This is a genomic window from Leisingera sp. (genome assembly GCF_982940295.1).
The window spans coordinates 19,968-37,970 of the sequence record NZ_CEYXRG010000015.1 but is presented as its reverse complement, the minus strand read 5'-3'; the positions used below and the strand labels follow the sequence as shown (position 1 = coordinate 37,970).

Sequence of the window (18,003 nt, the reverse complement as noted above, 5' to 3'; positions counted from 1 at the left end):
ACCCCCCGATTCCCCTTGCAGCCACAGCCCCCCGCCCCCTAGGGTCGCGCCAAGCCCCGCAGCCGGAGGAACACGCCCATGACCACCGCCCTGATCACCCACGCGGATTGCCTCAATCACCTCACACCCGAAGGCCACCCCGAACGGGTAGCGCGGCTGGAGCACATCCTGCACGCGCTGGAGCCGCTGGACCTGAAACGGGTCACCGCGCCGATGGCCGCCGAAGACGACATCCTGCGCATCCACCCGGCGTCCTATCTCTCGGACCTGCGCAAGGCGTCCCCGGCGGAGGGCTGGGCGCAGATCGACGGCGACACTTTCCTGTCCCCCGGGTCGCTGGACGCGGCTTTCCGCGCGGCCGGCGCGGTGGTGCGCGGCGTCGACATGGTGCTGGGCGGCGAGGTGCAGAACGCCTTTGCCGCGGTTCGTCCGCCGGGACATCACGCCGAAACAGACACTGCAATGGGCTTTTGCCTATTCGGCAATGCCGCGCTCGCGGCCAAACATGCGCTGGACCATCACGTGCTCAGCCGCGTTGCGGTGGTGGATTTCGACGTTCATCACGGCAACGGCACCCAGGATCTCTTGTGGGATGAACCGCGCGCGCTGGTGATCACCAGCCAGCAGATGCCGCTCTGGCCCGGCTCCGGCCGCCCGGACGAGGACGGCGCACACGGCCAGATCCTCAACATGCCGCTGGCGCCGGGCTCCGGCCGGGCAGAGATGCAGGCCGCTTATGAGGGCCAGGCCTTCCCCCGCCTGCGCGCCTTCAAGCCGGAACTGATCATCATCTCCGCAGGCTTTGACGCCCATCAGGACGACCCGCTTGCCAATTTGAACTGGGCGACCGCGGATTTCGCCTGGCTCACCGCCGAACTCTGCAAACTCGCAAGTGAACTGTGCCAGGGCCGTATCGTCTCGACTTTGGAAGGCGGATATGATCTGAACGCGCTGGCCGCCGCAACGCGCGCGCATGTGGAAGAATTGATGAAGGCACCGGCATGACTGAGACCCCCGTAGACCAGATGAGCTTTGAACAGGCGATGCGTGAGCTGGAAGGCGTGGTGGACCAACTGGAGCGCGGCGACGTGGCGCTGGATGCCTCGATTGCGCTTTATGAACGCGGCGCCGCGCTGAAGAAACGCTGCGAAGATGAGCTGAAGCGCGCCGAGGAAAAGGTCGCCGCCATCACCCTGGACGCCAACGGCACCCCCAAGGGCACCCAGCCGCTGGACGCCGGCTGAGCCATGACCGCCGCCGCAGACACCCAAACGCGCCCCTTTGCAGAGGCGCTGAAAGACGCACAGACCCGCATCACCGCGCATACGGAGCTGCGGCTGGCAGGAAGTGACGAACTGCACGCCGCCATGCGCTACGCCATCACCGGCGGCAAGATGCTGCGCGGCTTTCTGGTGCTGGAAAGCGCCCGTCTGCACGGCGTCCCGCAAGACGCAGCCATCGAGGCGGCGCTCGCCATAGAATGCATCCACGCCTATTCCCTGGTGCATGACGATCTGCCCTGCATGGACGACGATGACCTGCGCCGCGGCCAGCCGACCGTGCACCGGAAATGGAATGAGGCAATGGCGGTGCTGGCAGGCGATAGCCTGCAAACCTTCGCCTTTGAACTGCTGGCAAACCCCAAGGTTGGCCCCCATGCGCTGACCCTGATCCGCGATCTGGCGCAATCCTCCGGCAAGGACGGTATGGTGTCTGGCCAGATGCTTGATATAGCAGCGGAAAGTGCTGCCGAACCGCTGACGCTGGACCAGATCACCAGGCTGCAAGGCCGCAAGACCGGCTGCCTGATCGAATGGTCCGCCACGGCCGGCGCCGTTTTGGCGGGCGCCGACCCCGCACCGCTGCGGCAATACGCACTCGCCCTTGGCCTTGCCTTCCAGATCGCTGACGACATCTTGGATGTGGAAGGCGATGCCGCCAAGGTCGGCAAAGCCGTGCGCAAGGACGCCGACGCCGGCAAGGCGACCTTTGTCTCGCTGCTGGGTCTGGAAGAAGCGAAAGCCCGCGCAAACGCGCTGTGCGGCGAGGCTTGCGCCGCGTTGTCACATTATGGCGCAAAGGCTGAAACCTTGAAGGAAGCCGCGCGTTTCGTTATTGCGCGCGACAGCTAACCCCGCGCGCCACGCCCCGCACCCTGCCCGGCGCAGCCCAAGGAGACACCATGCCCGACCGGCCCAAGACCCCGCTTCTGGACCAGATCACGCGCCCCGCGGATCTGAAGAGGCTGACGGATGCCCAGCTGGTGCAGGTGGCCCACGAGCTGCGGCAGGAAACCATTTCCGCGGTTTCCGTCACCGGCGGCCACCTCGGCGCGGGCCTTGGTGTGGTGGAGCTGACCACCGCCCTGCACGCGGTATTCGACACCCCGCGCGACAAGGTGATCTGGGACGTCTCCCACCAGTGCTACCCGCACAAGATCCTGACCGGGCGCCGCGACCGCATCCGCACCCTGCGGATGAAGGACGGGCTCAGCGGCTTCACCAAACGCTCCGAGTCGCCTTATGACCCCTTCGGCGCCGCCCACAGTTCCACTTCGATCAGCGCCGCGCTTGGCTTTGCCGTGGCGCGCGACCTGGGCGGCGTGATCCCCGAGGGCAACGGCGACGCCATCGCGGTGATCGGCGACGGCTCGATGTCGGCCGGCATGGCGTTTGAGGCGATGAACAACGCAGGCCATCTGGGCAAGCGGCTGTTCGTGATCCTGAACGACAACGAGATGTCGATTGCCCCGCCAGTGGGCGCGCTGTCGTCGTACCTGTCCCGCCTTTACGCGGGCGAACCCTTCCAGGAGCTGAAGGCCGCCGCCAAGGGTGCCGTCTCGTTGCTGCCGGAACCCTTCCGCGAGGGCGCCAAACGCGCCAAGGACATGCTCAAGGGCATGGCGGTCGGCGGCACGATGTTCGAGGCGCTTGGATTTTCCTACCTCGGCCCCATCGACGGCCACGACATGGACCAGCTGCTGCCGGTCCTGCGCACGGTCAAGGCCCGCGCCACCGGCCCGATCCTGATCCACGTGCTGACCAAGAAAGGCAAGGGCTACGGCCCCGCCGAACGCGCCCGCGACAAGGGCCATGCCACCGCCAAGTTCGATATGGTGACCGGCGAGCAGAGGAAGGCGCCCTCCAACGCGCCCTCCTACACCTCTGTCTTCGGCAATGAGCTGGTGAAGCACGCCGCCAAGGACGACAAGATCTGTGCCGTCACCGCGGCGATGCCCGATGGCACCGGCCTAAACCTGATGGCCGAACGCTACCCCTCGCGCTGCTTTGACGTCGGCATTGCCGAACAGCACGGCGTCACCTTTGCTGCAGCGCTGGCCGCGGGCGGCATGAAGCCGTTCTGCGCGATGTACTCCACCTTCCTGCAGCGCGGCTATGACCAAGTGGTGCATGACGTGGCAATCCAGCGCCTGCCGGTCCGCTTTGCCATCGACCGGGCCGGTCTGGTCGGTGCTGACGGCGCCACCCACGCCGGCAGTTTCGACATCGGTTTCATGTCCAACCTGCCCGGCATGGTGGTGATGGCCGCCGCTGACGAGGCCGAGCTTGTCCATATGGTCGCCACCGCCGCCGCACATGACGACGGCCCCATCGCCTTCCGCTACCCGCGCGGCGAGGGCGAAGGCGTCGAGATGCCCGACACCCCGGAGGTGCTGGAGATCGGCAAGGGCCGGATGATCCAGCTGGGCAAACGCGTTGCGCTCCTGTCCTTTGGCACCCGTTTGGGCGAGGTCAAAAAGGCGGCAGAATCGCTCGCCGCCAAGGGCATCACGCCGACCATCGCCGACGCCCGCTTTGCCAAGCCGCTGGACCGGGACCTGATCCTGCAGCTTGCCGCCGATCACGAGGCGCTGATCACCATCGAGGAAGGCGCGGTGGGCGGCTTCGGCTCCCACGTGGCGCAGCTGCTGGCGGAAGAGGGCGTGTTCGACAGCGGCCTCAAGTACCGTTCCATGGTGCTGCCTGACACGTTCATTGATCAGGCCAGCCCGGCGGATATGTATGAGACCGCAGCGATGAACGCGCCGCAGATCGAGGCCAAGGTGCTGGAGGTTCTGGGCGTGGCGACGATTGGGGAAAAGCGGGCTTAAGGTGCCCGTCACCAGGGGTTAGCCGTAGGCCGGGGCGCAAGTGCCACGGCTGACTGATGTCACACTCCCGGCGGCTCGGCTGGCGGCACAAAGCTCTCCATATCCTCGGCCTCCAGCACCGCCCTAAGCCCCTCGCGATAGGTCGGGTAGAGCAGTTCCACCCCCAGCTCATCCTTGATGCGCCGGTTCCTGACCCGCTTGTTCTCGCCATAGAAACTGCGCGCCATCGGCGTCATGCCGGCCTCGTCAAAGGGCACCTCGGCCGGCACTGGCAAGCCCAGCAGCTCGGCGGCATGGCCCAGCACATCCTGCGGCGGGGCCGGGTCGTCATCGCAGACGTTATAGATGGCACCGGAGCACGGTTGCGCGATGGAGGCCGCAAGCACCTGGGCGATGTCGTCCACATGGATGCGGGAAAACACCTGCCCCGGCTTGATGATCCGCCGCGCCTTGCCCGCCATCAGCTTGGCAAAGGGGCCGCGGCCGGGGCCGTAGATGCCGGCCAGGCGGAAGATATGCAGCGGCAGGCCTGGAATGGCCTGCCATTGCGCCTCCGCCAGGGCGCGCCAGTCGCCGCGCTGGCTGGAGGGTGTCACAGGCGTGTCTTCATCCACCCAGGCGCCATCGTGGTGCCCGTAGACAGCTGTGGTGGATAGGTAGCCTACCCATTCCAGATCGGGAGCCGCGGCAATCCTGCTCCCCATCGCCGCCATCACCGGGTCGCCCTCTGCATTGGGGCCGATGGAATCCAGAATATGGGTCACGCCATCCAGCGGCACCTCCTGCGCTGGCCAGGTGATCATCTCCACCCCGTCAGCCTCGACCGGTTCGCGCGAGGTGCCGATGATCCGCCAGCCCTCAGCAGGCAGATGCCGTGCAAGCGCCCGTGCGGTATAGCCAAATCCAAGACAAAGCAGCGTTTTCTCCATGTCTCCTAGATGCGTTGGCCGCGCCCGGGGCGCAAGGGTTGATTCGAATCTCCTTCCGCCTTTTCATGACCGCCATGGACAATCGGAAACCGGGACTTTCAGACGCCTACGCCCTGCACACACCTGCCGATTCCAAACGGCTGTACAGGGACTGGGCCGGCTCATACGATCAGGATTTCGCCGCCGGGCAGGACTACCTCCTGCCCGGATTGACTGCCAAGGCATTTGCCGATGCCGGGGGAACCGGCCCGGTTCTGGACGTGGGTGCCGGCACCGGCCTCTGCGGGCAAGCTTTGCGGACGTATGGGGTAGAACCCGTCGACGCCACCGACATCAGCGCTGCGATGCTGGCCGAAGCCCTGCGCAAGGATGCCTACCGCGACGTGATCGAGGCCGACCTGCTGGAAGGAATCCCGGTTCCGCGCAGCTCGTACCGCGGGGTGGTGTCTTCGGGCACTTTTACCCACGGCCACCTGGGCCCCGAAGTGCTGCCCGCCCTGCTGCGCGCGGCCGCTCCCGCTGCCTGGTTTGCGCTGTCGGTGAATACCCGGTTCTATGAAAAGGCAGGATTTGCCGACGCCTTTGACCGGCTGCTCAGCGGTCAATGGATCAAGAGCCTCACCCTGCCGGAGCTGCGCATCAATGGCCCGCGCGCCACCGGGCCGCATAAGGACGACACCGCCCTGATTGCTCTGTTCCAGAAGGCGTAGCACTGTTCCGCTTTCGCCGTGTCAAGGGAGGCGCAGCCTCCGCGCGGCACGCGCGGCTTGCCCTTGAGGCGGCGATGGCGGGTCACACAATCGGCTAGGCTTCTTGAGGAGCAAACCTGCTCCTCAAGAGCTTCTCAGCAAAAAGGTAACGCCGCGCGAAGCGCGGCGCCGGGCCCAACTGTGCAGGGGCATCATTGGATGCCCCGCAGCAGGCGGGAGAACCTCGTCAACGGCCTTTCCAGACCGGATCGCGTTTCTCGGCAAAGGCGCGGGCGCCTTCCAGGTTGTCCTCGGAACCATAGAGCACATCCACCGTCTTGAGCTGGCGCTGCGTGATCCGGTTCATCGCATCCTGGAACTTGCTGTCCTCGGCGTCGCGCACGATCTCCTTGATCGCCGCATAGACCAGCGGCGGGCCGGAGGCCAAAAGACGCGCCAGTTCCCAGGCCCGGTCCATCAGCTGATCCGCTGCCACGATCTCATTCACCAGGCCCCAGCGGTGGGCCTCCTCGGCATCGAACCAGCGCCCCGTGAGCAGCAGCTCCATCGCAATGTGATACGGGATGCGCTTGGGCAGCTTCACGCTGGCCGCATCCGCCACGGTGCCCGAGCGGATCTCCGGCAGCGCAAAGGTCGCATGACCGGCGGCGATGATCATGTCCGCCGACAGCGCCAGCTCCAGACCGCCGCCGCAGGCGATGCCGTTCACGGCGGCGATCACCGGCTTGTTCATATCGCGCAGCTCCTGCAGCCCGCCGAAACCGCCGACGCCGTAATCGCCATCCACCGCATCGCCGTCAGCCGCCGCCTTCAGGTCCCAGCCGGGGCAAAAGAACTTCTCGCCGCCGCCGGTCAGGATCGCCACCCGAAGTTCCGGATCATCGCGGAAATCACGGAACACCTCGCCCATCACCCGGCTGGTCTGCAGGTCGATGGCGTTGGCCTTGGGCCGGTCCAGCGTCACTTCCAGAATGGCGCCGTCGCGGCGGGTTTTCACAGGGCTGTTCTCTGGGCTTTCACTCATGTCGTCTCCTCCTGGCATGGGTCATGCCGTTCCTTGTCCAGGCCGAAGCCTCAGTATTTCCGGCGCATCAGCGCATCCGCCGCCACCGCATCCGAAGGCGTGCAGAGCAGCGGGTTGATCTCGATCTCTTCCAGGCCCAGGGCATTTTCCATCACATAGGCTTCCACCGCACGGATGGCGCGCAGGACCGCCTCCCGGTCCGCCGCCGGGGCGCCGCGGTAGCCATCCAGCAGCTTCGCCATGCGCAGAGATTTCAGTGCGGTTTCGATTTCCGAATCCGAAGCCGGCAGCAGGAAGGAGGCGCTGTCCTCCATCAGCTCGGTCAGGGTGCCGCCCGCTGCCAAGGTCATGACAAAGCCATGCGCCGGATCCTTGACCACGCCGATCAGCAGCTCCGCGACCGCACCGGTGACCAATTCCTCAACCAGAAAGCGCGAGGCGGGCATGTTGAAGGCGGCATCGCTCACCTCCTGCCCGGAGTTCAGGTTCAAAGCCACGGCGCCTGCCTCGGTCTTGTGCGCAACGCCCTCGCCCTTCAGCACCACCGGGAAGCCGACATCCACTGCCACCGCGCGGGCATTGGTGGCAGACGCCGCCCGTTTGGAGCGCGGAACGCGCAGACCGTAACTTGCCAATTGCCACTTAGCCTCGGCCTCCGGCACCAGGTCAGGGTCCACGGCTGGTGTCGGCAGCAACAGCGGTGCCGGCGCATCCGGCAGCGGCAGGCTGGCGGCCTCGCAGGCGGCGATGGCCTCGCTGAGGCCGGCAAATGGAACCACCCCCGCGTCCATCAGCCGGGCCGCCACATCCTCCGGCAGCAATTCGGGCAAAGTCGCCACCAGACCGACGTTGGCCCCCGTCCGCTCGTGCGAGCCGATGGCGGCCTGGATCGCGCATTCCCAGTCCGACGCATCGCAGCGGTCGCCACGCGGGAAATCGACGATCAGCAAGGTCATCGCCAGCTGCGGGTCCATCATCGCCGCAAACGCCCGGGTCATCGCCTCGGCATCGCGCCAGATATATGTGTGGTAGTCGAGCGGGTTCGCCAGTGCCACCATCGGGCCAAGCGCCTCCCGCAGATCCGTTTTCTGGCGCACGTTCAGGGGCGGGAACTCCACCCCCCGCGCGTGGCCGGTGTCTGCGGCCAAGCTTGCCTCCCCTCCAGAGCAGCTGATGGTGGCGATGCGGTTCGAGGGCAGACGCCCCGTCACATGCAACAGCTTCAGCGTCTCCAGAAAGGACGGCAGGTCATCAAGACGCGGAATGCCAAGGCGTGAGAGCAAAGCCCCGGCCCCCGCGTCGCCGCCTGCAAGCGAGGCGGTATGAGAAACAGTTGCGGCCTGGGCCTCGGCCGATTTACCGACCTTCAAAGCGATAATCGGCTTGCCCAGTTCGCGGGCCCGGGCGGCCAGCGCCTCAAACGCGCGCAGATCGCCAAAGCCCTCGATATGCAGGCCCAGCGCGGTGACACGGTCGTCTTCCAGCAGCGCCTCGCCAATTGCAGCAATGCCCGATTGCGCCTGGTTGCCCGCGGTCACAACATAGGCCACCGGCAGGCCGCGTTTCTGCATGGTCAGGTTGATCGCAATGTTGGAACTTTGGGTGACCAGCGCCACGCCCTTCTCCGCTCGCGCTCCGCCATGCTGATCCGGCCACAGCAGTGCGCCGTCCAGGTAGTTGATGAAGCCATAGCAGTTAGGGCCGAGGAAGGGCATGTCGCCTGCCGCTTCCAAGAGCTGCGTCTGAAGGTCCGCGCCCTCGGCATCCTCAGCGGCGGCCTCCAGGAAACCGGAAGCAAAGCACACTGCCCCCCCGGCACCGCGCGCCGAAAGCCCCCGCACCACCTCGATGGTGACGAAGCGGTTCACCCCGATGAAGGCCGCATCTGGCGCCTCCGGCAGGCTGTCCACGTCCTTGAAGGCAGGCAAGCCCGCGACCACTTCGGCCTTTGGGTGGATGGGCCAGATAGTGCCGTTAAACCCCATCTTCTGGCATTGCTCGATCACCAGGCGGCACCATGCGCCGCCGCCGATGACAGCGATGGACTTGGGGCGGAAGAGGCGGGAAAGGTCGCGTGTCATTTTCTAGCGGTTCCGCTGGTTGAGAGTTCGGGAGCCTCCGGCGGGGATATTTTCAGCCAGAAGAAGCGTAGGGTTTCATTAACCAGGATCGGCAACCGTGGTTGCGCGGTACAGGCGGGGACGCCGATGACCGCGCCAGGAGAAGGCCCCCGGTTTCGGCGCTGCCCTCCGGGGGCTGGATCTGGTTTCATTCTTCTTCTGGCCTTCAAATATCCTCGCCGAAGGCGAAAAAACTGCTGGGTTTCAAGGTGCCGGCCGGTCGAGATGGCCCAGATCCCGGTCCGGGTCAATCCGGTCTCGCACGCGGGTTTTCAGCTCTTTCACATCCGGAAAGCCGCCGTCCCGTTTGCGTTCCCAGACCAGCTCCTCGTCAACATGGATCTCAAAGATCCCGCCCAAATCTCCGGGAACCAGTGTCACCCCGCCCAATTGGTCCTGGAAGGTCTGCAGCAGCTCCTGCGCCATCCAGCCCGCCCGCAGCAGCCAGTTGCAGCCGGTGCAGTAGCTAATGGTCACAATTGGTTTCCCGGATCGGGTCATGGATCAGCCTCCGACGGCGCGCAGCATCTCGCGGCTGATGATGTGCCGCTGGATTTCACTGGTGCCTTCCCAGATACGCTCCACCCGCGCGTCGCGCCAGATGCGTTCCAGCGGCAGCTCATCCATCAGGCCCATGCCTCCGTGGATCTGGATCGCCTCATCGGCCACCATCGCTAGCATCTCGGTTGCCTTCAGCTTGGCCATCGACATGTCGCTCTCGGTGACGGTGCCCTGGTCAAACTTCCAGCCGGCTTCCCAAGTTAGCAGGTTCGCCGCCTTCAGCTCCAGCGCCATGTCGGCGAGCTTGAATGAGATGCCCTGGAACTTGCCGATCTGCTGGCCGAACTGCTTGCGCTCGGCGGCGTAGCTGATCGAGTGTTCCAGCGCGCGCTCAGCCCGGCCCAGACAGGTGGCGGCCACTTGCAGGCGGGTGGCGCCCAGCCAGGTGTTGGCCACCTCGAACCCCTTGTCGACCTCGCCCAGAATGGCCGAGGACGGCAGGCGGCAGTCGTCGAACTCCAGCACCGCGTTGGTGTAGCCGCGGTGGCTGACGTTGCCGTAACCGTCACGCACCTCAAACCCCGGCGTGCCCTTGTCGACAAAGAAGGCGGTGATCTTCTTCTTCGGCCCGCGCGGTGTGTCCTCGACCCCGGTCGCCATGAAGCAGATGGCAAAGTCGGCAATGTCCGCGTGGCTGATGAAATGCTTGGTGCCGTTCAGGATCCAGTCATCACCATCCTGGCGCGCGGTCGCCTTCATGCCGCGCAGGTCGGAGCCCGCGTCCGGCTCAGTCATCGCCAGGCAGTCCCATTTCTCGCCCTTCATGCAGGGGAACAGGTATTTCTCCTTCTGCTCCTCGGTGCCCGCCAGCAGGATGTTCGACGGCCGCGCGACGCCGGTCCAGTGCAGCGCATAGTTGGCGCGGCCCAGTTCCTTTTCGTACATCAGCCAGGTCAGGGTATCGAGGCCGGCACCGCCCACTTCCTCCGGCATGTTGGCCGCGTAAAGCCCTGCTTCCATCGCCTTCTTCTGCACGTCGCGGATCACGTCCATATCCAGATGGCCGGTGCGCTCAATCTCCGCCTCATGCGGATAGAGCTCCTTTTCCACAAAGGCGCGGGTGGTCTCCACGATCATCGACTGTTCTTCGGTCATCCCGAACTGCATGGCGGTGTTCCTTCGCAAATCTGTTGCGGATCAGAATACGCCGCTTGCCGGCACCTATCATGCAGGGATAGACAAAATCATGCGAAGTTGGACAAAAGATACCGCTGCAACGCAGCAATTGGATGTGCTGCTGTTTGATGCCTTCTCGGCCCATTGCCTGGCCAACACAGTAGAGCCGCTGCGCGCCGCCAACACTTTCGCCGGGCGGCGGGTCTATGCCTGGCGGTTCCTGACCTTGGATGGCGGGCCTGCTGTATCCTCCTCGGGCATGGAGGTTCGGGCGCATGGGACGCTGGGCGATTGCAGCGGCGATCTGCTGATTGCGATGCCCTCCTACGATTTTCTGCGCCATGCCACTGTGACAACCGCCCGGGCGCTGAAGTCCGCGGCGCGGCGGTATGAGGCTATGGCCGGTTTCGACACCGGTGCCTGGCTGCTGGCCGCAGCCGGGCTGCTGGACGGCAAGCGCGCCACCATCCACTGGGAGGAGCTGGACCGCTTCACGGAGGCCTTTCCAGATGTGCAAGCCGAGCGCGCGCGGCAGGTCTGGGACGGCAACCGCTTCACCTGCACTGGCGCTCTTGCGGCCTTTGACACCATGATGGAGCTGATCGGCGAGCAGCACGGAGCAGCCCTGCGGCTGGAGGTTGCCACACTGTTCATGGCACCCGAGGCGACCGAAACCCAGGACCCGATATTGGTGCGCGGCAAATCCGTGGCCCGTGCGGTTGCGGTGATGCAGGCCAATCTGGAGGCGCCGTTGCCGATTGCTGCCGTGGCCAGGAAAGCGGGCCGCAGCCAGAAGGACCTGGAGGCGCGGATGAAAGCCGAACTCGGCGCGACACCGCAGGCGGTTTACCGGCGGCTGCGGCTGATACAGGCGAGAAAGCTTGTGTTAGAGACTGTTTTAAGCGTCTCGGAGATTGCCCTGCGCTGCGGCTACGACGACCCCAGCGCGCTGACCCGGGCCTTCAAGGCGGAGTTTGGTGTAACGCCCAGAACTTTGCGCAGCGGTGGTCAAATTACCCACCCTGCGTAGGGTGGGCGATTCCGCCCACCGTTAACCCTGCTTGGCGGCCATCCACAAATTCAGCCGCCACAACCCCCAGGCCAGCGGGATCGCGGCCAGCCCGCCAATCACATAGGCCAGCGGCTCATCTGCGAAAGACTCGAACATCTGCGTGTAGGCATGGATCGCCGCAAAGGTTAGCGCCGCGTTGAACAGCCCGCGCTGGTGCCGCTGTGCCGCCCAAAAGATCACTGCGGCCAGCACCGCCGCCCACAGCACGGAATAGACATTCTCAGAAATGAACAGTGCACTGTCGCGGAAGGTATCGCGTGCGGCCGCATAGGCTTCCCAGTCCTCGTAGCCATCGCTGTAGCGGCCCGGCCCCCAGACGGTTTCGCCCACCACATCGCCCCACAGGGAGCCAACCAGCGCGCAAAGGTTCGCAACCACAAACCCCAGGATCGCCAGAATGCGCAGGTGCCGGGCGTCGCGCTCTGCCAGCCGGGAGGCGCCCCAGACGCACAGCACGATCAGCACCACCATCTGCAGGATCGTCAGCGTCGATTCCGGCGAATAGAACACATAGGCCGCGTGGAAATAGCTGGTGCCGGTCTCCAGCATCTGGGCAAAGGGCGCAATCGCCAGCGCGGTGACAAAACGCACATCCACCTGCCAGCCGGCCAGGGCCAGCGCCGCCGCGTAATAGAGCAGCGCCAGGTTGCGCAGCGGCGAGCCGATGCCGTACTGCTGCAGCAGCAGCTCGATGCCCGCCAGATGCATCGCCAGCCCCATCAGCAGGATCGCTCCCAGCACAAACCCCGTGGACCAGGCCCCGTGCCGCCAGCGCCAGGTGCAGATCAGCGCCACCAGCGCACCGGCAGGCACCATTACCCAGCCGGCGATATCCTCGTATTTGTCCACCAGCTCGATCGAGGCGCCGCCCATCAGCATCCCCGCGCCGATCAGGACAGCGGAATTGCCGAACATCCGCAGCATCTCGCCGCCGCGCGCCAGCACCGCCAGCCCGCCGCCCAGCATCAGGATGCCAGTGACGGCCACCGCCAGCGGATCGGCCAGCCAGAAGATGAAGCCGGCGGTGGCGGCGATGATCCCGAAACACAGGATCGCATTTACCGCCAGCGACACCATCACCTCGCGCGAGCGCGCCTCTATGGTGCGGGCCTGATCCGGGGTCAGAACCCCCTCCTCGACCAGGGCGGTTGTATCGGCAATGGCGTGCATCAGCGGTCCCTCGCGGCATCCAAATGGTTCCGCCCAGCATGGACCGGCCAACGTTCCGGCGAAAGGGGAGGAACTTCCGCCGCTTACACTTTGGGCCGGCTGGGCACCCAGGCATAGCCGTTTCCGCACAGGATACAGGCCTCGCGCAAGCCGTGCGGCTTGTCCGTTGGCGGCTGTAGAACGGTGAACCCCGCCGCCTGCGCCCGCGCCACGGCCTCATCCGGATCGCTGTCATACAGGCGGATCTCGATACCGGCCCCGCGCGGCGGGTTTTCCGGCAGCAGACCCAGCAGCGGGTTTTCCGCATAGGTGCCGTCACTGTGCAGCTGAAACACCTGACTGCCATAGGTAACGATGGCAAAATCCTGCGTCACCTGATGGCCTTTCATGGCAAAAACAGTCTCTAAAAAGGAAACTTCAGCTAGAACATCGCGCACCAGAAGATTGAGACCGATCCCGCGCAGGGAGCGGCCGAAACTGTCCGCATCTGTTGTCTCATAATCCATGCCCGCAGTCTTTCCCAGCCGCCGCCCTCCGGCAATGCCAAATGCGTCAGCCTTCGGCGCCTTTCCACCGCGACGATGAAGCTTTGATGGCAATGCAAGCAATCCGCTTGCCTTCCCGCCCGCAATCGGAACAATTGGATTATGTCAGAAAACAATTTTCCGAGCTGGCCCGACACCGCCCCGCAATTGATTGACGTAGCAGCCGGCCGCGCGCCGGCCGATACGGTGATCCGGCAGGGGATCTGGGTCAACGTCCACACCCGCGAGCAGCTGCCAGGCCATGATATTGCAATCAAGGCCGGGCGCATCGCCTATGCCGGGCCGGATGCCTCCTATTGCATCGGGCCTGACACACAGATCATCGAGGCAAACGGCCGTTACATGATCCCCGGCCTGTGTGATGCCCACATGCATATCGAAAGCGGCATGCTGACCCCGGCAGAGTTCGCCCGCGCGGTGATTCCGCACGGCACCACCTCGATGTTCACCGACCCGCATGAGATCGCCAATGTGCTGGGTCTGGACGGCGTGCGCTATATGCATGACGAGGCGCTGATGCAGCCGGTCAACATCTTCACCCAGATGCCTTCCTGCGCGCCTTCTGCGCCCGGGCTGGAAACCACCGGCTATGAAATCTCTGCCGAAGACGTCGCCGAGGCGATGAACTGGCCCGGCATCATCGGACTGGGCGAGATGATGAACTTCCCCGGCGTCGCCAATGCCGACCCCAAGATGCTGGCCGAAATCGCCGCCACCCAGCGCGCGGGCAAGACCGTGGGCGGCCACTACGCTTCCCCTGATTTAGGCCCGGATTTCGCCGCCTATGTGGCCGGCGGGCCGGCGGACGACCACGAGGGCACCTGCGAGGCCGACGCCATTGCCCGGGTGCGCCAGGGGATGCGGTCGATGATGCGGCTGGGCTCTGCCTGGTATGACGTCGAAAGCCAGATCACTGCCGTCACGGAGAAAGGGCTGGATCCGCGCAACTTCATCCTCTGCACCGATGACTGCCACTCCGGCACGCTGGTCAACGACGGCCACATGAACCGGGTGGTGCGCCATGCGATTGCCTGCGGCTGCGACCCGGTGGTTGCCCTGCAGATGGCGACGATCAACACCGCCACCCATTTCGGGCTGGAGCGCGAGATCGGCTCCATCACCCCGGGACGGCGCGCCGATGTGATCCTGACCTCAGATCTGCGCGAACTGCCCATCGAAGTGGTGATTGCCCGCGGGCAGATCGTGGCGGAATCAGGCTCTATCAAGGTCGAATGCCCGCATTACAACTGGCCCGCCAGCGCCCGCGGCACCGTGCACCTGGGCCATGAGCTGAGCGCCAGGGACTTCGAACTCGCCGCCCCCGAAGGCGCCAATGCCGTCACCGCCAACGTGATCGGCGTGGTCGAGAACCAGGCCCCGACCAAGGCGCTGCGGGCGGAACTGCCGGTGGTGGACGGGCTGGTCGAGGGCACTAGTGACGTCTGCCAGATCGCCCTGGTCGAGCGCCACCGCGCCACCGGCGGCGTCACCAACGCCTTTGTCTCCGGCTTCGGCTACAGCGGCAAGATGGCAATGGCCTCCACCGTGGCGCATGACAGCCACCACATGATCGTGGTCGGCACCGACCGCGCGCAGATGGCGCTGGCCGCCAACCGCCTGGCCGAAGCGGGCGGCGGCATCACGCTCTTCAAGGACGGCGAGGAACTGGCCCTGGTCGAACTGCCGATTGCCGGCCTGATGTCCGACAGCCCCGCCACCGAGGTCGCCGCCAAGGCGCAGCAGATGGTCGAGGCGATGCAGGCCTGCGGCTGCAACCTCAACAACGCCTATATGCAGCATTCGCTGCTGGCGCTGGTGGTGATCCCGGAACTCAGGATCTCCGACCTGGGCCTTGTCGACGTCCGCACCTTCCAGAAAATTCCGGTAATCGAGCCCGCGCGATGATAACAACAAAACATCCCGGCCACCCGCCGGACGAAAGCTTCAACGACGCAACCGAGGCCGTCGACCGGCTGGAGCTGCTCTACCGGCAGGCCACCGGTTTCATCTGCGAGGAATTCTCCCGCGCGATGGCCGACGGCGCGCCGGACAACCAGCGCATCCGCGCCTTCTACCCGGAGATCCGCTTTTCCACCCTGACCTTCGCCCAGGTGGACAGCCGCCTCAGCTTTGGCCATGTCTCTGCGCCCGGCACCTATGCCACCACAGTGACGCGGCCGGACCTGTTCCGCAATTACCTGATCCAGCAGATCGGCCTCTTGATCCGCAACCACGGCCAGCCGGTGATCATCGGCGTCTCTGACACCCCGATCCCGGTGCATTTTGCGGTCGCCTCGCGCCCGGACCTGACGGTGCCCCAGGACGGCGCCGCCGGCTTCACCCTGCGCGACGTCTTTGACGTGCCGGACCTGTCGACCACCAACGATGACATCGTCAACGGCACCCATCAGCCCGCCAACGGCACCGGCCCGCTGTCGCTGTTCACCGCCCAGCGCATCGACTACTCACTGGCCCGGCTGACCCACTACACCGCCACCAGCGCCGAGCATTTCCAGAACCACGTTCTGTTCACCAACTACCAGTTCTACGTGGCAGAGTTCGAGGCCTATGCCCGCGCCCAGCTGGCGGATCCCAATTCCGGCTACACCAGCTTTGTCAGCACCGGCGATCATGAGATCACCGACCCTTCGGCTGAAATCCCGGAGATCGCCAAGCTGCCGCAGATGCCCACTTACCACCTCAAGCGGGAAGACGGGAACGGCATCACCTTGGTCAACATCGGCGTCGGCCCCTCCAACGCCAAGACCGCCACCGACCATATCGCGGTGCTGCGCCCGCACGCCTGGCTAATGGTCGGCCATTGCGCAGGGTTGCGGAACACACAGGCGCTGGGGGACTTCGTCCTTGCCCACGGCTACCTGCGCGAGGATCACGTTCTGGACGATGACCTGCCGATATGGACCCCGATCCCGGCGCTGGCGGAAATCCAGGTCGCGCTGGAGGAAGCGGTGGCGGAGATCACCGAATACGAAGGCTTCGACCTCAAGCGGATCATGCGCACCGGCACCGTCGCCACCATCGACAACCGTAATTGGGAGCTGCGCGACCAGTCCGGCCCGGTGCAGCGCCTGTCCCAGTCCCGCGCCATCGCGCTGGATATGGAAAGCGCCACCATCGCCGCCAACGGCTACCGCTTTCGGGTGCCCTACGGCACGCTGCTCTGCGTCTCAGACAAGCCGCTGCACGGCGAGCTGAAACTGCCGGGCATGGCGTCGGACTTTTACCGGACCCAGGTTGCACGCCACCTGCAAATCGGCATAAGAGCAATGGAGCGATTGCGCGGCATGCCTTTGGAGCGGCTGCACAGCCGGAAATTGCGCTCGTTCGACGAAACCGCCTTCCTTTAAGGCTGATTTTCGCTGTTTTCCGGGAAAAAATGCCTGTTTTGCCTTATGTGGAGCACACAAGAAGTTGTGTTACCATACAACATAACGATAATGTCTCGCGATGAGGCCCCACAGTTCGGGCAGCTTTAAGGAGACGAAGAATGTCCAAACCGATGACCAAAACCCAGCTTGTAGCCGCACTGGCCGAGGAAATGGGCAGTGACAAGAAAACTGCAGGTTCTGCGCTGGAAGCGGTCTGCTCGCTGATCACCCGCGAAGTGTCGGGCGGCGGTGCCGTGACCCTGCCGGGCGTCGGCAAGATCTACTGCCGTGAGCGCCCCGAGCGCGAAGTGCGCAACCCGGCCACCGGTGAGAAGTTCACCAAGGAAGCCGACAAGGTGGTCAAGATGACCATCGCCAAAGCGCTGAAAGACAGCGTCAACGGCTGATACCGGACAACTTCCGGACGGTTTCAGGGCTGCCCCCGCGGGCGGCCCTTTTCTTTTGCATGGGCCGCCCGCTCCGACTGACGGTTCGTCCGCCACCGCAGTGTTCCGGATTGCAAACGCCCGTCCAGAGGCGCACCCTGCCGCCAAACCGCAAGGGAGCCGCACCATGGAAAACGTCAATCTGCTTCTGATCCTGGGTGCTGCACTGCTGGCCGGCGCCAGCCCCGGGCCTGCAACGCTGACCATTGCCGGCACCTCCATGCAGCGCGGCCGCGCCGCCGGGCTGGAACTGGCCGCCGGCGTCAGCAGCGGCTCGCTGATCTGGTCGGTTTCCGCCGCCTTCGGGCTTGGTGCCGTTATGCTGGCCAATGCCTGGATGTTCGAAGCCGTCCGCTATCTCGGTGGGGGCTATCTGATGTATCTGGCCCTTCGCTCGGCCCGCTCCGCGCTGCGCTCCGGCGCCCCGGAACTGCTCCCCTCGGCCGCACCGTCGCTGCGCGCCGCCTATGCCAAGGGGCTGGCGCTTCATCTGACCAACCCCAAGGCCATTCTGTTCTTCGGCTCTCTCTACGCCATCGGCATCCCGCCCGGCACGGAACCTTCGGCCTTGCTGGTGGTGATCGCCGCCATCGCGGTGCAAAGCACCCTGATCTTCCACGGCTACGCGATGCTGTTCTCCAGCAGCACCGCCAGCCGCATCTACCTCCGCCTGCGCCGCGGGTTCGAGACGGTCTTTGCCGCCGCCTTTGGCGCCGCCAGCTGGCAGATCCTGGCGGCCCGGCTCAGCTGAGCCATTGTCCAGCCCGGCTTGATCTCCCCTCTCAATTCCCCGAAGGTCCGCCGCGGGAG

General features: G+C 65.1%; 17 protein-coding genes. 10 read left to right on the top strand and 7 right to left on the bottom strand.

Going from position 1 to position 18,003, the window contains the following annotated elements; genetic code table 11:
• The first annotated feature begins 78 nt into the window (after positions 1-78).
• The 4 genes from AC4HIX_RS14150 to dxs are packed head-to-tail and all read left to right on the top strand — an operon-like array spanning position 79 to position 4,111.
• Positions 79-1,005: a histone deacetylase family protein gene (locus AC4HIX_RS14150; RefSeq protein WP_490399422.1), complete on the top strand. Its 927-nt coding sequence runs from the start codon at positions 79-81 to the stop codon at positions 1,003-1,005.
• Complete coding sequence (locus tag AC4HIX_RS14145) at positions 1,002-1,244, top strand: exodeoxyribonuclease VII small subunit (protein ID WP_019297546.1); 243 nt, start codon at positions 1,002-1,004, stop codon at positions 1,242-1,244. The genes AC4HIX_RS14150 and AC4HIX_RS14145 overlap by 4 nt, the downstream gene beginning before the upstream one ends.
• 3 nt (positions 1,245-1,247) lie before the next feature.
• Entirely contained in the window at positions 1,248-2,132 is an 885-nt protein-coding gene (locus AC4HIX_RS14140) for a polyprenyl synthetase family protein (protein WP_490399421.1), read from the top strand.
• Positions 2,133-2,182: 50 nt separating this feature from the next.
• A complete protein-coding gene (dxs, locus tag AC4HIX_RS14135; RefSeq protein WP_490399420.1) occupies positions 2,183-4,111 on the top strand; it encodes a 1-deoxy-D-xylulose-5-phosphate synthase in 1,929 nt (642 codons plus the stop codon).
• A 59-nt stretch (positions 4,112-4,170) separates the two neighbouring features.
• Here the strand turns inward: dxs and AC4HIX_RS14130 are convergent, their stop codons facing one another.
• Entirely contained in the window at positions 4,171-5,040 is an 870-nt protein-coding gene (locus AC4HIX_RS14130) for an SDR family oxidoreductase (RefSeq protein WP_490399419.1), read from the bottom strand.
• A 74-nt stretch (positions 5,041-5,114) separates the two neighbouring features.
• Here AC4HIX_RS14130 and AC4HIX_RS14125 point away from each other — a divergent pair, with 74 nt between their 5' ends.
• Positions 5,115-5,750 (top strand): class I SAM-dependent DNA methyltransferase, encoded by a 636-nt coding sequence (locus tag AC4HIX_RS14125; protein WP_490399418.1) that lies wholly within the window; start codon positions 5,115-5,117, stop codon positions 5,748-5,750.
• Between the two features lie 226 nt (positions 5,751-5,976).
• Here the strand turns inward: AC4HIX_RS14125 and AC4HIX_RS14120 are convergent, their stop codons facing one another.
• The 4 genes from AC4HIX_RS14120 to AC4HIX_RS14105 form a co-directional block, all read right to left on the bottom strand.
• Positions 5,977-6,774 (bottom strand): carnitinyl-CoA dehydratase, encoded by a 798-nt coding sequence (locus AC4HIX_RS14120; RefSeq protein ID WP_490399417.1) that lies wholly within the window; start codon positions 6,772-6,774, stop codon positions 5,977-5,979.
• Between the two features lie 50 nt (positions 6,775-6,824).
• A complete protein-coding gene (locus tag AC4HIX_RS14115) occupies positions 6,825-8,855 on the bottom strand; it encodes an acetate--CoA ligase family protein (protein WP_490399416.1) in 2,031 nt (676 codons plus the stop codon).
• A gap of 243 nt (positions 8,856-9,098) precedes the next feature.
• On the bottom strand, positions 9,099-9,395 hold the full coding sequence (locus AC4HIX_RS14110; RefSeq protein WP_490399415.1) for an Rdx family protein: 297 nt from the start codon (positions 9,393-9,395) through the stop codon (positions 9,099-9,101).
• Positions 9,396-9,398: 3 nt separating this feature from the next.
• On the bottom strand, positions 9,399-10,562 hold the full coding sequence (locus AC4HIX_RS14105) for an acyl-CoA dehydrogenase family protein (RefSeq protein WP_490399414.1): 1,164 nt from the start codon (positions 10,560-10,562) through the stop codon (positions 9,399-9,401).
• A 79-nt stretch (positions 10,563-10,641) separates the two neighbouring features.
• On the opposite strand from AC4HIX_RS14105, the gene AC4HIX_RS14100 reads away from it, so the two are divergent.
• Complete coding sequence (locus AC4HIX_RS14100; protein WP_490399413.1) at positions 10,642-11,601, top strand: GlxA family transcriptional regulator; 960 nt, start codon at positions 10,642-10,644, stop codon at positions 11,599-11,601.
• Between the two features lie 21 nt (positions 11,602-11,622).
• Here AC4HIX_RS14100 and AC4HIX_RS14095 read toward each other — a convergent pair whose 3' ends face one another.
• Positions 11,623-12,813, bottom strand: coding sequence for a hypothetical protein (locus AC4HIX_RS14095; protein WP_490399412.1), 1,191 nt, complete (start codon positions 12,811-12,813; stop codon positions 11,623-11,625).
• 83 nt (positions 12,814-12,896) lie between these two features.
• Entirely contained in the window at positions 12,897-13,319 is a 423-nt protein-coding gene (locus tag AC4HIX_RS14090; RefSeq protein WP_490399411.1) for a VOC family protein, read from the bottom strand.
• Positions 13,320-13,460: 141 nt separating this feature from the next.
• On the opposite strand from AC4HIX_RS14090, the gene ade reads away from it, so the two are divergent.
• The 4 genes from ade (at position 13,461) to AC4HIX_RS14070 (ending at position 17,944) form a co-directional block, all read left to right on the top strand.
• A complete protein-coding gene (ade, locus tag AC4HIX_RS14085; RefSeq protein ID WP_490399410.1) occupies positions 13,461-15,263 on the top strand; it encodes an adenine deaminase in 1,803 nt (600 codons plus the stop codon).
• Entirely contained in the window at positions 15,260-16,726 is a 1,467-nt protein-coding gene (locus tag AC4HIX_RS14080; protein WP_490399409.1) for an AMP nucleosidase, read from the top strand. The genes ade and AC4HIX_RS14080 overlap by 4 nt, the downstream gene beginning before the upstream one ends.
• Positions 16,727-16,866: 140 nt before the next feature.
• Entirely contained in the window at positions 16,867-17,154 is a 288-nt protein-coding gene (locus tag AC4HIX_RS14075; protein ID WP_008553440.1) for an HU family DNA-binding protein, read from the top strand.
• Between the two features lie 166 nt (positions 17,155-17,320).
• A complete protein-coding gene (locus tag AC4HIX_RS14070; protein WP_490399408.1) occupies positions 17,321-17,944 on the top strand; it encodes a LysE family translocator in 624 nt (207 codons plus the stop codon).
• Positions 17,945-18,003 lie beyond the last annotated feature (59 nt).

Excerpts from the sequence above, each read along its gene's own strand:
- AC4HIX_RS14100 (WP_490399413.1), top strand. The coding sequence starts at position 10,642 with ATGCGAAGTTGGACAAAAGATACCGCTGCAACGCAGCAATTGGATGTG.
- AC4HIX_RS14140 (WP_490399421.1), top strand. The coding sequence starts at position 1,248 with ATGACCGCCGCCGCAGACACCCAAACGCGCCCCTTTGCAGAGGCGCTG.
- AC4HIX_RS14110 (WP_490399415.1), bottom strand. The coding sequence starts at position 9,395 with ATGACCCGATCCGGGAAACCAATTGTGACCATTAGCTACTGCACCGGC.
- AC4HIX_RS14105 (WP_490399414.1), bottom strand. The coding sequence starts at position 10,562 with ATGCAGTTCGGGATGACCGAAGAACAGTCGATGATCGTGGAGACCACC.
- AC4HIX_RS14075 (WP_008553440.1), top strand. The coding sequence starts at position 16,867 with ATGTCCAAACCGATGACCAAAACCCAGCTTGTAGCCGCACTGGCCGAG.
- AC4HIX_RS14095 (WP_490399412.1), bottom strand. The coding sequence starts at position 12,813 with ATGCACGCCATTGCCGATACAACCGCCCTGGTCGAGGAGGGGGTTCTG.
- AC4HIX_RS14130 (WP_490399419.1), bottom strand. The coding sequence starts at position 5,040 with ATGGAGAAAACGCTGCTTTGTCTTGGATTTGGCTATACCGCACGGGCG.
- ade (WP_490399410.1), top strand. The coding sequence starts at position 13,461 with ATGTCAGAAAACAATTTTCCGAGCTGGCCCGACACCGCCCCGCAATTG.
- AC4HIX_RS14115 (WP_490399416.1), bottom strand. The coding sequence starts at position 8,855 with ATGACACGCGACCTTTCCCGCCTCTTCCGCCCCAAGTCCATCGCTGTC.
- AC4HIX_RS14090 (WP_490399411.1), bottom strand. The coding sequence starts at position 13,319 with ATGGATTATGAGACAACAGATGCGGACAGTTTCGGCCGCTCCCTGCGC.
- AC4HIX_RS14150 (WP_490399422.1), top strand. The coding sequence starts at position 79 with ATGACCACCGCCCTGATCACCCACGCGGATTGCCTCAATCACCTCACA.
- dxs (WP_490399420.1), top strand. The coding sequence starts at position 2,183 with ATGCCCGACCGGCCCAAGACCCCGCTTCTGGACCAGATCACGCGCCCC.
- AC4HIX_RS14145 (WP_019297546.1), top strand. The coding sequence starts at position 1,002 with ATGACTGAGACCCCCGTAGACCAGATGAGCTTTGAACAGGCGATGCGT.
- AC4HIX_RS14120 (WP_490399417.1), bottom strand. The coding sequence starts at position 6,774 with ATGAGTGAAAGCCCAGAGAACAGCCCTGTGAAAACCCGCCGCGACGGC.
- AC4HIX_RS14125 (WP_490399418.1), top strand. The coding sequence starts at position 5,115 with ATGGACAATCGGAAACCGGGACTTTCAGACGCCTACGCCCTGCACACA.
- AC4HIX_RS14080 (WP_490399409.1), top strand. The coding sequence starts at position 15,260 with ATGATAACAACAAAACATCCCGGCCACCCGCCGGACGAAAGCTTCAAC.
- AC4HIX_RS14070 (WP_490399408.1), top strand. The coding sequence starts at position 17,321 with ATGGAAAACGTCAATCTGCTTCTGATCCTGGGTGCTGCACTGCTGGCC.